General features: G+C 34.5%; 16 protein-coding genes and 1 pseudogene. 9 read left to right on the top strand and 8 right to left on the bottom strand.

Annotation, left to right across the window (positions count from 1 at the left end):
- Window positions 1-175: 175 nt before the first annotated feature.
- Window positions 176-760: a hypothetical protein gene (locus ACMA47_RS06660; RefSeq protein WP_413929168.1), complete on the bottom strand. Its 585-nt coding sequence runs from the start codon at window positions 758-760 to the stop codon at window positions 176-178.
- A 171-nt stretch (window positions 761-931) separates the two neighbouring features.
- On the opposite strand from ACMA47_RS06660, the gene ACMA47_RS06655 reads away from it, so the two are divergent.
- Window positions 932-1,423, top strand: coding sequence for a DinB family protein (locus ACMA47_RS06655; RefSeq protein WP_079242893.1), 492 nt, complete (start codon window positions 932-934; stop codon window positions 1,421-1,423).
- 225 nt (window positions 1,424-1,648) lie between these two features.
- Here ACMA47_RS06655 and ACMA47_RS06650 read toward each other — a convergent pair whose 3' ends face one another.
- Complete coding sequence (locus ACMA47_RS06650; RefSeq protein WP_413929167.1) at window positions 1,649-2,602, bottom strand: helix-turn-helix transcriptional regulator; 954 nt, start codon at window positions 2,600-2,602, stop codon at window positions 1,649-1,651.
- 172 nt (window positions 2,603-2,774) lie between these two features.
- Between ACMA47_RS06650 and ACMA47_RS06645 the strand changes: the two genes are divergently transcribed.
- From ACMA47_RS06645 to ACMA47_RS06635, 3 genes are read left to right on the top strand one after another with little or no spacing between them, the layout of a single operon-like run.
- Window positions 2,775-3,005 (top strand): hypothetical protein, encoded by a 231-nt coding sequence (locus ACMA47_RS06645; RefSeq protein WP_413929166.1) that lies wholly within the window; start codon window positions 2,775-2,777, stop codon window positions 3,003-3,005.
- A gap of 49 nt (window positions 3,006-3,054) precedes the next feature.
- Window positions 3,055-3,336 (top strand): hypothetical protein, encoded by a 282-nt coding sequence (locus ACMA47_RS06640; protein ID WP_413929165.1) that lies wholly within the window; start codon window positions 3,055-3,057, stop codon window positions 3,334-3,336.
- A 6-nt stretch (window positions 3,337-3,342) separates the two neighbouring features.
- On the top strand, window positions 3,343-4,113 hold the full coding sequence (locus tag ACMA47_RS06635) for a GLPGLI family protein (RefSeq protein ID WP_413929164.1): 771 nt from the start codon (window positions 3,343-3,345) through the stop codon (window positions 4,111-4,113).
- A 71-nt stretch (window positions 4,114-4,184) separates the two neighbouring features.
- Here ACMA47_RS06635 and ACMA47_RS06630 read toward each other — a convergent pair whose 3' ends face one another.
- On the bottom strand, window positions 4,185-4,556 hold the full coding sequence (locus ACMA47_RS06630) for a helix-turn-helix transcriptional regulator (RefSeq protein ID WP_413929163.1): 372 nt from the start codon (window positions 4,554-4,556) through the stop codon (window positions 4,185-4,187).
- An 84-nt stretch (window positions 4,557-4,640) separates the two neighbouring features.
- Here ACMA47_RS06630 and ACMA47_RS06625 point away from each other — a divergent pair, with 84 nt between their 5' ends.
- Window positions 4,641-5,213: a Crp/Fnr family transcriptional regulator gene (locus ACMA47_RS06625; protein WP_413929162.1), complete on the top strand. Its 573-nt coding sequence runs from the start codon at window positions 4,641-4,643 to the stop codon at window positions 5,211-5,213.
- Window positions 5,214-5,408: 195 nt separating this feature from the next.
- On the top strand, window positions 5,409-5,873 hold the full coding sequence (locus ACMA47_RS06620; RefSeq protein ID WP_413929161.1) for a carboxymuconolactone decarboxylase family protein: 465 nt from the start codon (window positions 5,409-5,411) through the stop codon (window positions 5,871-5,873).
- 52 nt (window positions 5,874-5,925) lie between these two features.
- Here ACMA47_RS06620 and ACMA47_RS06615 read toward each other — a convergent pair whose 3' ends face one another.
- The 4 genes and pseudogenes from ACMA47_RS06615 to lptB form a co-directional block, all read right to left on the bottom strand.
- On the bottom strand, window positions 5,926-7,653 hold the full coding sequence (locus ACMA47_RS06615) for an ABC transporter ATP-binding protein (RefSeq protein ID WP_413929456.1): 1,728 nt from the start codon (window positions 7,651-7,653) through the stop codon (window positions 5,926-5,928).
- Between the two features lie 175 nt (window positions 7,654-7,828).
- Window positions 7,829-8,959, bottom strand: coding sequence for a DKNYY domain-containing protein (locus ACMA47_RS06610; RefSeq protein WP_413929160.1), 1,131 nt, complete (start codon window positions 8,957-8,959; stop codon window positions 7,829-7,831).
- Between the two features lie 18 nt (window positions 8,960-8,977).
- Entirely contained in the window at window positions 8,978-9,646 is a 669-nt protein-coding gene (locus ACMA47_RS06605; protein WP_413929159.1) for a hypothetical protein, read from the bottom strand.
- A gap of 418 nt (window positions 9,647-10,064) precedes the next feature.
- A pseudogene (gene lptB / locus ACMA47_RS06600) lies at window positions 10,065-10,790 on the bottom strand (LPS export ABC transporter ATP-binding protein); the annotation flags it as partial.
- A gap of 154 nt (window positions 10,791-10,944) precedes the next feature.
- Between lptB and ACMA47_RS06595 the strand changes: the two are divergent.
- Window positions 10,945-11,238 carry a TM2 domain-containing protein gene (locus ACMA47_RS06595; protein WP_413929158.1) on the top strand — a complete coding sequence of 98 codons (294 nt, stop codon included), beginning with the start codon at window positions 10,945-10,947 and terminating at the stop codon, window positions 11,236-11,238.
- Between the two features lie 79 nt (window positions 11,239-11,317).
- Here the strand turns inward: ACMA47_RS06595 and hemB are convergent, their stop codons facing one another.
- Window positions 11,318-12,307: a porphobilinogen synthase gene (gene hemB / locus ACMA47_RS06590; protein WP_413929157.1), complete on the bottom strand. Its 990-nt coding sequence runs from the start codon at window positions 12,305-12,307 to the stop codon at window positions 11,318-11,320.
- A 118-nt stretch (window positions 12,308-12,425) separates the two neighbouring features.
- Here hemB and ACMA47_RS06585 point away from each other — a divergent pair, with 118 nt between their 5' ends.
- Entirely contained in the window at window positions 12,426-12,776 is a 351-nt protein-coding gene (locus ACMA47_RS06585; protein WP_413929156.1) for a T9SS type A sorting domain-containing protein, read from the top strand.
- Window positions 12,777-12,884: 108 nt separating this feature from the next.
- A complete protein-coding gene (locus tag ACMA47_RS06580; RefSeq protein WP_413929155.1) occupies window positions 12,885-13,796 on the top strand; it encodes an ABC transporter ATP-binding protein in 912 nt (303 codons plus the stop codon).
- The last annotated feature ends 4 nt before the right edge of the window (window positions 13,797-13,800 follow it).

Here is a 13,800-nt window from a genome sequence, read left to right as displayed (position 1 = left end):
ATCAATAACACCAAATTTGTATAAAAAAATAAATTAGTTATTATCAGAAATAAACATGAATTTATTCGTTCCGATAAGTAGTTTTCAACGGATTGAGGTTGCTTCGCCTATGGCTCGCAATGACTGGAAATGAATGGGAATAAAAAATGGCCGGGAGAAACCGGCCATATCCAAATTATTTATTTACCTCTACGTATTGTATGATGGTCTGATTTTTTGGGTTGTAGATAATAGTACTACTGGTAGGAAATCTTTTCAGTTTATAATACTGAATATTTTTATCGGATTTAATATCTTCCAGAATACGGGTATCAAAAGTATTGTCAGGAAGAAATTTCGATATAAAACTTATTTTATCAATGATATTCTGGCCATCGATCTTGCGGGCAGTTTTATCTGATTTGCTTTCATCAGAAGTAGGCTGGCTTTCTAAAAACGGAAGCAATACGGCAATATCAGCTTTATATTTAAAAATATATCCTTCAGGTCTTCCGGGAATATTGATTTTCTTTCCTTTTTCTTCAGAAACAATAGATGCTCCAGTACCTGGGAAAACAGTATTAAACTTAACATCCTCAGAATTGGTCAAAGAATTGATAGACTCATTGACTGTCTTCTTTACTGTTTCTTCTACAACCTGTTGTGTCTTTTGCTGTACGGTTTCAGTTGTTTTCTGAACCGTCTGATCTATTTTTTCTTCTATCTTATTGCATGATACTAATAAAAAAGCAGTAATAACAGGCAAAATATACTTCTTCATAATTCTAATAATGGCGATTTTTTTATTAATATACTTTTCTTCTAACGCAAAAGTAGGGATCAATATTTTAAGAAAGAAAAAATATTTTTTTATTATCCGAAATCCTACTGACAAACTGTTGTCATAACCCTCTCTTACCTTTGTATCAACAACAAACAAAACAAATACATTATGACAACTACAGCAACAGCCACTAAACAATTCATGACTTCTGAACAGCTATTAGAAGACTGGCAGGGACACAGAAATCTTACAAGAAGAGTGATTGAATCTTTTCCTGAAAAAGAATTATTTGAATTTTCTGTAGGCGGAATGAGACCATTTGCAAAACTGGCAGTAGAACTGATCAGCATTGGCGGGCCTGCTTTAAAAGGAATTGTGGAAGGAAATATAGAAGCTTACAGTGAAGAAGCTTTTAATCCAACAACTAAAGAAGAAATTTTGAAAAAATGGGATGAAGAAACAGAAGTAATCAACCATTATTTCAATCAGATTTCTGAAGAGCGTTTCCAGGAGACATTCAATTTATTCGGACAATACGAATTTCCGGTATATCAGAACATTCTTTATTTTGTAGATAATGAAGTTCATCACCGTGGACAAGGTTATGTTTATCTGAGAGCTTTAGGTATTGAGCCTCCTTTCTTCTGGGAGAGATTTTAATTTCAATAAAAGTGAAGAGGTAAAATTGCAAAAAGGCGGAAATCATAAAAATACATCTGCAATGTCATTTTCTAACAGTGATTTTCTCCATTTCAACAACTTATATCATTTTTTGCGACTAAACAAATTTAGCTTTTTTGCGATTTTACCCTTGGCTTATTAACCATTTCATTTATTTGCCTCAATTAAGTCTTTAAACCTCAACAGCTGTCTTGTTGGGGTTTATTATTGATGTCTTTCAACCATTTTTACAAGCAGTTCATTCAAACGGACACGAAGACTTTCCGGTTCCAAAACGGTAGCATAATCTGCAAAAGTGATCAGCCAGCGGGGAAATCCGTCACTGATCCATTCTGTTTCAAAAGTAAGCTCCATACCTTGCTCGGTTTCTACTTCCTCTATCAGTCCATAGTATTTTTTAGAATTTACCAGGTGATTCATTATCTTTTTGTCGACCAGAAGTTTAGCCTTAACCTTATTTCCATTTGATTTTTTACGGTAATCATTCACTTGTCCATATTCCTGAAGGAAAGGATTCTGTGTTTTTGAGATTTCCAGAATTCTGTCAATACGAAACTGTCTGAAATCTTTTCTCAGGGTACAGTATGCCATGATGTACCAGATATTAAATTCGAAAAACATCCCGACTGTTTCAATCGTTCTGTTATTCACTCTTCCATCTACCGTCTTATATTTGATATTGAGCTGGGTTTTCTCCGCGATACTTTCCAGAATAATAGGAATTACGTTTTTCAGTGAATCTCCAGAATCTGTATGAAAGCTGAAAACATCAATCTGCTTTTCAATATTTTTAATCAGGTTTTTATCAGAATATTTCAATACTGAACGAACCTTTTCCATGGCTGCCTGATAGTGATTTCCTAAACTTTGGTGGGAAAATTTCTGCATCAGTTTTTCAGCAGTAATGAAACTTAACACTTCTTCTTTGGTAAACATAATGGGAGGAAGTTTGTAACCATCCATTAAAGAATACCCATTTCCCGCTTCTCCAACAATAGGAATACCCGCATTTTCCAGGGTTTTCACATCACGATAAATGGTTCTGATGCTTACATCGAATTTTTCAGCCAGATCCTGAGCCCGTACAATTGATTTAGACTGTAACTGGGTAAGAATGGCCGTTACCCGATCGAGTTTTTTTAGATAGTGATCGTTCATGATGGAACAAAGCTAAAATTCTTTTTTCATAATTAGCGAAACCAAAAGTAAAAAAAAATAATTGCTATGTCCGCCTATTTTCTATCGAAGAAATCACTCAATTAAAGACAATTTAAAGACCGTTTAAATGTCACTTTTTTTTGTACCCAAAATGTCAATATAATTTTACTGTATGAATCATATAGAAAAATTAATTATAGAGTACTTACAGGCAGGATTAACTCAGCAAGAAGTATCCGAACGGTTTAAAAATGACGGCATTAACCCTAACAGTTTAAGTTCAATTGAAAAGCAAATCAATAAAATCAAAGAATTTTATGAAGCAAAAACACTGTTTCACTTGACTTGCATTCTATATAATAAAAAAGTTTTAGTAAATATGGATTCCCGTAAGTGTGATTAAAAAAAATATCATATAATTGTATTGTTAATTAATTAAAACACAGAATTTTATGAAAAAAGTAATTTTATTAGCAGCTTTTGGAGTTGCAGGACTTGTAAGTGCTAAATCAGCAGACTTTAAAATTTCTTCAATTAAAACTGAGAAGGCTAAAGAAATTAAAAAAGCTTTTGATCTTTGCGGAGTCAATGTTACATTTTATGACAGTGAAGGGAATGTAACGGGTTCACAATGGTATGTTACAGATGCACCCTCACTTTCATCTTGCCAAGCTTTTCAAGCGATGGTTAAGTGGAATCTTGTAAGAGCTGGATTTAGTCTATCGGCAAATTAGATTTGTATGACTTTAAAAAAAAATTATTTTACGATATTTTTCGTAATGTTTTTTTTACATGGGCTTGCTCAGCAAGTCCATGTAAAATATTATCATGTTAGATCACCAATTGCGACCTTATATGAAGACCTATACATAAAAGATAATGATGTAATATCAGTTCAGGATTCAATAGTTAACTTTAATAGCAACGGCACTATGTCTGCGGTCAAAACAGGTGGTAGGCCTTTGACTAAAAATTATTTTATTTCAAAGCTTAAAGACAATGAAAAATCAAGAGATTTTTTCTTTACTGGCCTTGACAGAGATACAAAATATTTTATTCATGATAATGTCTCCAAACCTATTTGGAAAATTGATGAAAGTAAAACAAAAAAAATTCTTGGATATAATTGCATAAAAGCAACGACTAATTTTAGAGGTTCAGAGCTTACGGCCTATTTTACAAAAGAATTACCATATTCTGCCGGACCTTTTAAATTCTTTGGTTTGCCCGGAATAATATTAGATATCAGGGAGGATAACAAAAATTTTAATATTTGGAAAGCTGAAAAAGTAGAATTAGCTGTTGATTCAAAAATAAATTTTACTCCAAAATTAAATAACTATCCTAAAATAACAATGAAAGAATTTGTTGAGTTGAAGGATGGAACTCAAAACAATGAAATGAAGGATCTATTAAGTAGAATGCCGGCTGGTACAAGAGTTCAAAGTGAATCAAAAGGAAGAGCAGGCCTCGAAAAGAGATTTGAATTTGAACAAATGTATGCTCATTAAAATAAAAAAAAGCACCCAAAGGTGCTTTTTTTACTAAACATTTAAAGTAAATTTAACATCTTCACCTGCTATTAATTGTTTTGTAGCGTCGGTATTATTCTCGTAAATATGTACATTCTCTCCATCGCAGCCTGATAATGATTTCCCAGACTTTGGTGGGAAAATTTCTGCATCAGTTTTTCAGCAGTAATGAAACTTAACACTTCTTCTTTGGTAAACATAATGGGAGGAAGTTTGTAACCATCCATTAAAGAATACCCATTTCCCGCTTCTCCAACAATAGGAATACCCGCATTTTCCAGGGTTTTCACATCACGATAAATGGTTCTGATGCTTACATCGAATTTTTCAGCCAGATCTTGTGCCCTCACAACAGGTTTCGACTGTAATTGGGTAAGAATAGCTGTTACCCTATCGAGTTTTTTTAGATAGTGATCGTTCATGATGTAACAAAGCTAAAATTCTTTTTTGAGAAATAAGAAGGCTTTTTTTATTAATTTTATTTTTCACCAAACCGTCGCTTTTTTATGCTTCACACTCATTTTGTTCAGTCTATTGAAAAAGTTTTACAACCGGAACAGGCAGTCATAGACGGTCTTGTTTCCCACTTGGAAACCAAAATTTACAGAAAAGGAGATTTTCTGTTAAAAGCAGATGAAACCTGCAGGTATTTTTATTTTATTGAAAAAGGATTGGTAAAGCTTTTTTTTGATAATGGAGATAAAGATTTTATCATGACCTTTTTTACGGAAAACGCTTTTTTCGCAGAAATGAGCGGTTTTCTTACGGGACAGCCGTCAAAATATATGATTGTTGCTCTGGAACCGACTGAGGTTCTTCGTATACACAAAGATGTGATTGAAGGATTATGTAAAAAATACCATACTGCAGAAACCCTTTTCAGTAAACTCTATTCCAAAGCTCCTGTGAATATGATGGGAAGAATCAGTGAGATGCTGGAAGACGATGGAAAAAAGCGCTATCATAATTTCCTGAAGCAAAGACCGGATCTTATCCAACGCATCAGCCTTGGAGATATGGCAGATTATATTGGCATCACTCAGGTTTCTTTAAGCAGAATCAGAGCGCAAAAACTTTAAGGGAATGGATGATGGAGGCTGGAAGAAGGAAGTTACTGAAGGTTGGATATTTATAATCTAGTCAATAGTAACCTCCAACACCCCACTCCCATCCTCCCGCTTCAAAATTCTTTCCTTTTAAAATTTATCATTTGTAAAAAAAATCAGGAAAATTACCTTCTACATTTGTCACATAATTAATCAAAAACAAATATTATGTCACAAAGAATCAACGCATTTGCGATCGGAAACAAGGCTGTAAATGCACTTCACAACATGGGTTTTCAGGTACAGAACTCATCATTGGACAATTCATTTCTGGAACTGATGTACTTCCGTGTTTCACAGATGAACGGATGCGCTTTTTGCCTGGATATGCACTCTAAAGAATTACTAGCCAAAGGTGAAACGGAGCAGAGAATATTTCTGGTAAGTGCCTGGAGAGAATGTTCATTTTATACGGATAAAGAAAAGGCCGGACTTTTATGGGCAGAGACTTTAACTGCTTTAAACGGGAAAGAAGTGAATGATGAAATGTATTCAAAGGTAAGTCATCACTTCTCTGAAACTGAAATGGTAGATTTAACCATGGCCGTGATTGCTATCAATAGCTACAACAGAATTAATATTGCTTTCGGAGCAGATGTAGGAGTTTATCAGGTCCCTGAAAAAGCCCAGTAAATAATCATGATAAAAATGTAAAAACTCAGCCTATCCCGCTGAGTTTTTTTATTTAATTTTCTTTAAAAGTATTTACCAGTTTATCGAGATTCAGGCTGCGGGCTGAGGCATCAAAAATCTCACGGTACGTTCCTTCTTTATTGTAAAGCTCATCATGAGTTCCGTTTTCCACCACTCTTCCTTTTTTCATGACATAAATGGTATCTGAATCCAGAATCTGTGAAAGGGAATGGGAAATAATGATCACCGTTCTTCCTTCTTTAATTGCATCCAAAGAGTTCTTGATCTGCTCGGTAGCAATAGCATCCAGGCTGGCTGTCGGTTCATCCAAAAAGATGATTGGAGGATTTTTAAGAAACAGTCTTGCAATGGCAATCCTTTGTTGTTGTCCCCCTGAAAGTTGGGTAGCATCATGCTGATATTTTTCCGGAAGATCCATAATCTGTTCATGCAGATAAGCTTTTTTTGCCGCTTCTTCAATTTCCTCAAAGCTGGCATTCATATCTCCATATCTGATATTATCTTCTATACTTCCCTGAAAGATATGATTTCTCTGAAGTACCAGCCCAAGATCACTTCTCAGAAAAGTATTGTCAAATTCATTCAGATTTACTCCATCCAAAAGAATTTCTCCGGAATCCGGAAGATAAAATTTACATAAAAGATTGATAACCGTTGATTTTCCTGCTCCACTCAATCCTACCAAAGCCGTAGTTTTTCCGTTTTCAATTTTCATGGAAACATTATGTAAAGCTTTTGTACCGTTAGGATAGGTGAAATCAACATTTTTCAATTCAAAAGTTCCATTAATTTCTTTTTCTACAAAACTTCCGTTTGATTCGGTTTCATTATCTGCATTCAGAATATCGAAGTATCCTTCGGCATAAATCATAGCATCGTTCATATCATCATAAATCCTATGAAGCTGTCTGATAGGCGCTGAAACATTGTTAAAAAGCATAATATGAAGCATGATTGCTCCAATGGTCATTTGCTGATCAAGCACCAGATAAACGGTTAAAAGGATAATCAAAACAACCCCAAATTGTTCAATGAAAGTCTTTAATCCATCATAAATAAAATTGGTTCTCCTTGTGATCATCTGACTTTCCATCAACTCCATCTGAAGGTCGTATTGCTTTTTTCCTTCAAATTTTTCGCGGACAAAACTTTTAATGACCATAATTGAATTAATCAGGTTCAAAAGTCCTGATGTTTTTCTTTCTCTTTGATTCCGAAGCTGACGTCTCACTCCGCCCAGCTTTTTGGCCTGCAGGGAGCTGATGTAGAAATAAATCGGAACAATAATCGTAGAAACCAATCCCACATATACATTCTGCATATACATAATGATGAGGGCAATAATGGCATTGGAAAAAAGAGGGAGGATATCAATAAAAAAGTTCTGAACCAATCTGGTAAGACTTTCTATCCCACGATCGATCCTGATCTGTAATTTTCCGGACTCATGGTTTTCATCATTAAAATAAGCAACTCTATAAGTCAGAATTTTATCAATGGCTGATTGTGCCAGCACAGAACTCACATTGATTCTGATTTTTTCTCCATAAAATTTCTGTCCAAAGTTGATAAAGATGTTTAACAGTTCTTTTCCCAGTAAAATAATGGAAATGATAACGAGAATATGAATTCCCTCTGACATCGGATGCGGAAGATGGGTAAGTTTAGTCACCTCATCTACGGTATATTTCAAAACAATCGGGTTCACCTGTGCAGCAAGAGCTCCCAGAAAAGTAAGAAACAGTGTTCCGTAAATCATGGGACGATAAGGTCTGATAAATGGAACAAGTTGTTTATAGATTCCGAATAAGGTAACGGTTCTGTTAAAAGGTTTAGCCATAGAAATCATTTTAAATGAAAAACGTACCGCTTTCAAAAGAAAAAGGTACGTTTTTATTATTATTTTCAGCTTACATTTCCTGTTTATCTGAAATTTATTTGATTCCCAGAAATTTTTTAAGCGATGGATCTGTAGCTTTTATGTTATTTACTTCTACATTTTTATTCGAGATTAATGCCAGCCAGTATCCTTCGATATTCTTAAACAAATACAAAGTAGACGAAACCGGATTTCCCACCCCACACATAGGCCATGAACCTTCATATATGGCAAGAAGCTCTGCTTTTTCACTTTTAATAACCCTGTGGTTATTTGTATATATATAATCTTTATCTGCAAGGAAGGTATTAAATAACCTTACTGAACCGCTATCTATCCCCTCAATAGGAATTAGCCCATCTCCAAAAGAATACAGGTATACATTGTTTTTATCTCTATAATAGCCGTATGTTCCTTTAATTTTTTCAAATGTTTTAGAATCTGCAGAGGTTTCTTCATTGTTCCAGTAAATCTTATCATTTGCTTGTCCCAAAAACATACTATAAATATTTTTAAACTGCACCGTCTCATTAATTTTTATCAGATCCTTTTCCCTTTTTTTTGTCATATCAATCTGCCCCTGGGTCAGGTTTTCAAAAAGACCAGTATTTTTATTGTAAGCCTGATCTTTATAGAAAATATATTCATCCATCTTATCACTGATAAAAACATTGCTGTTATCAGGAGGAGTAGAATAATGGAATGGAATTTTTTTTAAAGAATATGTACGGGTGTTGGTATTATAGTTTCTTTCATATACTCCATTTTTATCATAATATAGTATTTGCTTATCTATAACCCCAAAGCTTGGAATATCCAATTGAGCTTCATCCAGCAAAGAATGATGTATAAAAACCTTTTTACCATCAGTAATCCAGGCTTCCTGATGACGGCCATTCCCTATTTTCAAATGATCTGCGTCTGAAATATCAATAGGAAGGACTTTTCCGCCACAATAAATGTGATTTTTATCTTTAAAATAAGGACCGTCCAAATGAACAAACGTAGCTACATCAGCATCTTTTACTACATCATTATATTCATACACATGATCTTTGTCTTTTGAAAGCCCCTCTGAAATACCAATAAACGATGATGGATCTGCCTCAGAAAAAATACTATTTTTATAATACACATGGTTTTTATCTTTGGAATAAATTGTTCCCAACTGAATAAAAGAGTCCACATCACTTTCCGGAATGGGTTATTTGAAACTACCGCTTTTCACAAGAGTATTCTTCATCTTATGGAAATGAGGGCTGAGGTACTGCAACGGTTCACCTTCAAAAAGGAGTTTTTCTCCTCTTTCATAGATTCCCTTTTCATCATAGCACTGTTCATTTTCCAGAAGCACAACCGTATGAATATCTATAGGAGTTACTTTATCATAATAATATACCTTGTTATTAAATTGATAATATCCGTTGTGAGAATAGTTTCCTTGAGAATCTTTAAGAGGTATGAATTCTGAAGCTTTAAGATGTTTAAGCTCCGTTGTATTTTTATAAATCACTTTTTGAGTCCGCCAGAAAGGACCATCGTTACTGAATCCAATATATTGATACCCTAATGTATCTGTTTTTACAAAATTACCTTTGACAAAAATTCCCTCTTTATTTTTGGCCATGAACCCCGGATCACTTCTTTGAGAAACCGAAAATGATTTTGTATCAGCCTTGATTACTTTTCTTATAGTTCTATTTTCTTGAAAAATAATAGTATTATCGTTCACCAAATAAACATCAGATGCCAGTCTGGGATTATCCTGAACAGCTAAAACCGGATTAATCACCGGGTCTTTTACAGCATTAACTTTCTGAGCATTTGCTTTTATTGAAAAGACACAACAAAAAGAGAATAGAAAATACTTCATACTGCCAACTTATGTTATGGCAATAAATATAGCAATTTCTACAGTTTCATATCTATTTGGAAATTCCAGAAAACCCAATTACCTACCCTTCATACATATAAGTAGTAAGATAATGCAGTTCTTTTCTGCTGGCTTCTTTAGATTCTGCTTCTGCCTGTTCTAAAGAATATTGAGAATTGATTTCTTTTTTCTGGAAAACAAATGAGTTATTGACATTCTTATCTATAACATCATCAAAGATATGTTTAATTTCAGGGTTGGCTAATGAAGCAAAACTTATATCTTTAAAATCATACATCAGTCTCAGATCATCAAACTGACTGAAATTTTCATTAACAAATCCCTGCAGCTGTGGTTTTGAATCAAAGTTACCTGCCCAGATATTGTAAGCATATTTCTTCTTTTTAGGTTTATCTAAAATACTTTGATACACGAAGTTTTCACCCAGATAAGCTTCTCTTACCTGCGGGTCATTGGCAAGATCTTCCGGAAGTCCTTCTTTCAGAATCTTTCCTTCAAACATGATATAGGTTTTATTGGTAATTGCTAACGTCTGCTGTACGTTGTGGTCGGTAATCAGAATTCCGATATTTTTATCTACAAGACTTCTTACAATCTTTTGAATATCTTCCACGGCAATCGGGTCTACCCCTGCGAAAGGCTCATCCAGAAGAATAAAATTCGGACTTGTTGCAAGACAGCGTGCAATTTCGGTTCTACGTCTTTCCCCTCCGGAAAGAAGATCTCCTCTGTTTTTACGGACATGCTGCAAAGAAAACTCTTCAATCAGTTCATCACATTTGATCTGCTGTTCACGCTTAGAAAGCTTAGTCAGCTGCAATACTCCCATAATATTTTCTTCCACAGACAATTTTCTGAAAACCGAAGCTTCCTGCGCCAGATACCCGATTCCTTTTTGGGCTCTTCGGTACATGGCATCGGTAGTAATCTCCTGTTTGTCTAAGAAAATTTTTCCTGAAGTAGGCTTAACCAACCCTACAATCATATAAAACGATGTGGTTTTCCCTGCTCCATTCGGACCCAGCAAACCAACAATTTCTCCCTGTTGAACCTGTACAGAAACGCCTTTTACAACTTTTTTAGGACCGTATTCCTTGATTAAGTTTTCTCCTCGTAAAATCATAGGGCAAATATATCAAAAATATAAACTTCACTTACAGGTTAATATCAACTTGTTTACGTTAAATGCAAACTTATTCATTTACAACCTATTGTAACTTTTCATCATTTTAATCTACTCATCGTAAAACATATCAATCAATTATAAATATTAAGAAATGGAAAATTACGGGTATACAAAAACAGAAAATGTACACAACCAGCAAAGCAGTGTTCCTTACCGTTCAGAAAAGAAAATCCCTGCAGCTATATTGGGAATTCTTGTGGGGTGGCTGGCTTTAAATAAATTTTATCTGGGCTATACGAAGGAGGGAGTTATTCAGCTGGTTCTGAATGTGGTTACCTTTGGTGCAGCTTCAATTATTCCTTTTATTGAGGGAATTCTCTATCTTTTTATGAGTGATAAACAATTCGATGATACGTATGTCTATGGGAAAAAAGGATGGTTGTAAAAAATTATCATCACCTCATTAGAAATAAAAAGAGACTACCGATTGAGTAGTCTCTTTTTTATATGGATGAATTTAATCATTATTTATTTAAAAGAATAGCTGCTTCTTTTGCAAAATAAGTGAAAATCATATCTGCTCCCGCTCTTTTGAAACAGGTCAAGCTTTCAATGATCGTTTTGTCATTATCCAGCCATCCGTTTTGGGCAGCTGCTTTTACCATTGCATATTCTCCGCTTACATTGTATACTGCAATTGGAAGATCGATGGCTTCACGTACTTTGGAAACGATATCCAGGTAAGGAAGTCCCGGTTTAATCATAATCACATCTGCTCCTTCATCTATATCTTTAAATACTTCATTCACGGCTTCGCGTGAGTTGTGGAAATCCATCTGATATGTTTTTTTATCTTTCGGAATTTCCATATCATCTTTCGGAGCACTGTCTAAAGCACTTCTGAAAGGACCGTAGAAAGAACTTGCATATTTGGCAGCATAGCTTACAATTCCTACATCTGTAAATCCGCTTTCTTCCAAAGCTTCACGAATGACCATTACTCTGCCATCCATCATATCACTTGGTGCTACAAGATCTGCTCCTGCTTCTGCATGAGATACTGACATTCTTGCCAGCGCATCATTGGTAGCATCATTTAAAACTTTTCCGTTTTCAATGATTCCGTCGTGTCCGTAGATTGAATAAGGATCTAAGGCTACATCCGGCATCACAATCATTCCCGGAACGGCATCTTTGATTGCTTTGATGGTGTTCTGCATCAATCCGTCTTTGTTCCAGGCTTCTTTTCCTGTATTGTCTTTCAGATGTTCTGACACTTTCATGTACAAATTGACAGCTTTTACTCCCAAAGAAAATAATTCCTTACATTCCTTCACTGTTAAATCTATACTGCGCCTAAAAATTCCCGGCATAGACGGGATTGCCTCCTGCTTGTTTTCGCCCTCCATTACGAAGATCGGCATTACAAAATCATCAGTTGTAAGCACATTTTCTCTTACCAAACTTCTGATAGATTCATTAACTCTAAGTCTTCTATTTCTTGAATGTATCATTTTGGAATACTTTTTGAATAAGTTTCTACAAATTTAATATAAGTTCTGCAAAAAACTATTGTACGAAATTGTAGAATTTATTACATTTGTTATATATATTCGAGAAATTATAAATTTGATGAAAAAACTTTTACTTTTATTTCTATTTGTAGGCACTTTTGTTGGATTTTCCAACAATTTCAAAGCTCAGCTTAGAGAGCCGGATTCCATCACTCAAAAAGCAGATGATGGTGTATTGCTTGCCTATCCAAATCCTGCAAAGGATTTCCTTATCATTAAGGCAAAAGATTCTTCTTTAAGAATCAAAAGCGTGACTTTTTATTCAATTTTGGGTATGCAGGTTGCTAGTTATACCGTAAATATGAATTCCGGAGAGATTAATATTGAAAAATTAAAGCCCGGAAAATATATGATCCGATATATTTTAAGTGACAACACACAGAAAGTTACTCAAATCGTGAAACAATAAATTAAAATCCTGATAATCATCAGGATTTTTTCTTTTTACATTAATTCTGTTTTAATATTTCCGTAACTTTCGGGACTTTTTCATACTAATAGTAAAAAGAACAACTTAATGTTAAAAGCTGAACATATTAAAAAGACCTATAATGCAGGAAAAAAGGTCGCCCTGGATGATTTCAGCATCCATGTTCCAAAAGGCAGTATTTATGGCCTTTTAGGTCCTAACGGAGCCGGAAAAACTTCTTTTATCCGTATCATTAACCAAATTACTCAGGCAGATTCTGGAGAAATCCATATCAATGGCCAAAAGCTTAATCCAAGTCATATTAAAGATATTGGCTATATGCCTGAAGAAAGAGGACTGTACAAAAACATGACTGTTGGTGACCAGATTCTATATTTCGGGGAACTGAAGGGAATGAAGAAAAGTGATGCCCTTAACGAAGCCAAAAAGTGGTTTGAAAAGCTGAACATCGATCAATGGTGGAAGAAAAAGCTTTCGGAGCTTTCTAAGGGAATGGCACAAAAAATCCAGTTTGTAGTAACCGTTCTCCACAGACCACATCTTTTAATTCTTGATGAGCCGTTTTCAGGTTTTGATCCAGTGAATGCCAACTTAATTAAAGATCAGATCATTGACCTTAAAAATAACGGAACAACCATCATTCTTTCTACCCACAGAATGGAAAGTGTAGAGGAAATGTGTGATTATGTTGCTTTGATCAACAATTCAAAGAAAATTATTGACGGAAGGGTTTTTGATGTAAGAGAAAAATTTAAGAAAAATATTTTTGGGATTACGCTTTCTGAAGTAAGCAATGATCAGTTTGAAAATTTCAAAAACAAATATGAGATCTTCAACCTATCCCATGAAAATAATCTTGTTTCTTTTGACCTGAAAAATGAGGAGAGCCAGAATAATGTTCTTCTTGATCTGGTACAGGTAGGTAAAGTGAGATCATTCGACGAAAGAATTCCTAGTATGAATGAAGTGTTTATTAATGCTGTAAGTAACCATTCTTAATTTT

The sequence above is a fragment of the Chryseobacterium sp. T20 genome (genome assembly GCF_047345655.1).
Taxonomy (GTDB): Bacteria; Bacteroidota; Bacteroidia; order Flavobacteriales; family Weeksellaceae; genus Chryseobacterium.
This window is presented reverse-complemented; position numbering and strand designations above follow the sequence as displayed.

Excerpts from the sequence above, each read along its gene's own strand:
- ACMA47_RS06620 (WP_413929161.1), top strand. The coding sequence starts at position 5,409 with ATGTCACAAAGAATCAACGCATTTGCGATCGGAAACAAGGCTGTAAAT.
- hemB (WP_413929157.1), bottom strand. The coding sequence starts at position 12,307 with ATGATACATTCAAGAAATAGAAGACTTAGAGTTAATGAATCTATCAGA.
- ACMA47_RS06655 (WP_079242893.1), top strand. The coding sequence starts at position 932 with ATGACAACTACAGCAACAGCCACTAAACAATTCATGACTTCTGAACAG.
- ACMA47_RS06625 (WP_413929162.1), top strand. The coding sequence starts at position 4,641 with ATGCTTCACACTCATTTTGTTCAGTCTATTGAAAAAGTTTTACAACCG.
- ACMA47_RS06640 (WP_413929165.1), top strand. The coding sequence starts at position 3,055 with ATGAAAAAAGTAATTTTATTAGCAGCTTTTGGAGTTGCAGGACTTGTA.
- ACMA47_RS06630 (WP_413929163.1), bottom strand. The coding sequence starts at position 4,556 with ATGAACGATCACTATCTAAAAAAACTCGATAGGGTAACAGCTATTCTT.
- ACMA47_RS06595 (WP_413929158.1), top strand. The coding sequence starts at position 10,945 with ATGGAAAATTACGGGTATACAAAAACAGAAAATGTACACAACCAGCAA.
- ACMA47_RS06605 (WP_413929159.1), bottom strand. The coding sequence starts at position 9,646 with ATGAAGTATTTTCTATTCTCTTTTTGTTGTGTCTTTTCAATAAAAGCA.
- ACMA47_RS06585 (WP_413929156.1), top strand. The coding sequence starts at position 12,426 with ATGAAAAAACTTTTACTTTTATTTCTATTTGTAGGCACTTTTGTTGGA.
- ACMA47_RS06650 (WP_413929167.1), bottom strand. The coding sequence starts at position 2,602 with ATGAACGATCACTATCTAAAAAAACTCGATCGGGTAACGGCCATTCTT.
- ACMA47_RS06660 (WP_413929168.1), bottom strand. The coding sequence starts at position 760 with ATGAAGAAGTATATTTTGCCTGTTATTACTGCTTTTTTATTAGTATCA.
- ACMA47_RS06635 (WP_413929164.1), top strand. The coding sequence starts at position 3,343 with ATGACTTTAAAAAAAAATTATTTTACGATATTTTTCGTAATGTTTTTT.
- ACMA47_RS06580 (WP_413929155.1), top strand. The coding sequence starts at position 12,885 with ATGTTAAAAGCTGAACATATTAAAAAGACCTATAATGCAGGAAAAAAG.
- ACMA47_RS06645 (WP_413929166.1), top strand. The coding sequence starts at position 2,775 with ATGAATCATATAGAAAAATTAATTATAGAGTACTTACAGGCAGGATTA.
- ACMA47_RS06615 (WP_413929456.1), bottom strand. The coding sequence starts at position 7,653 with ATGATTTACGGAACACTGTTTCTTACTTTTCTGGGAGCTCTTGCTGCA.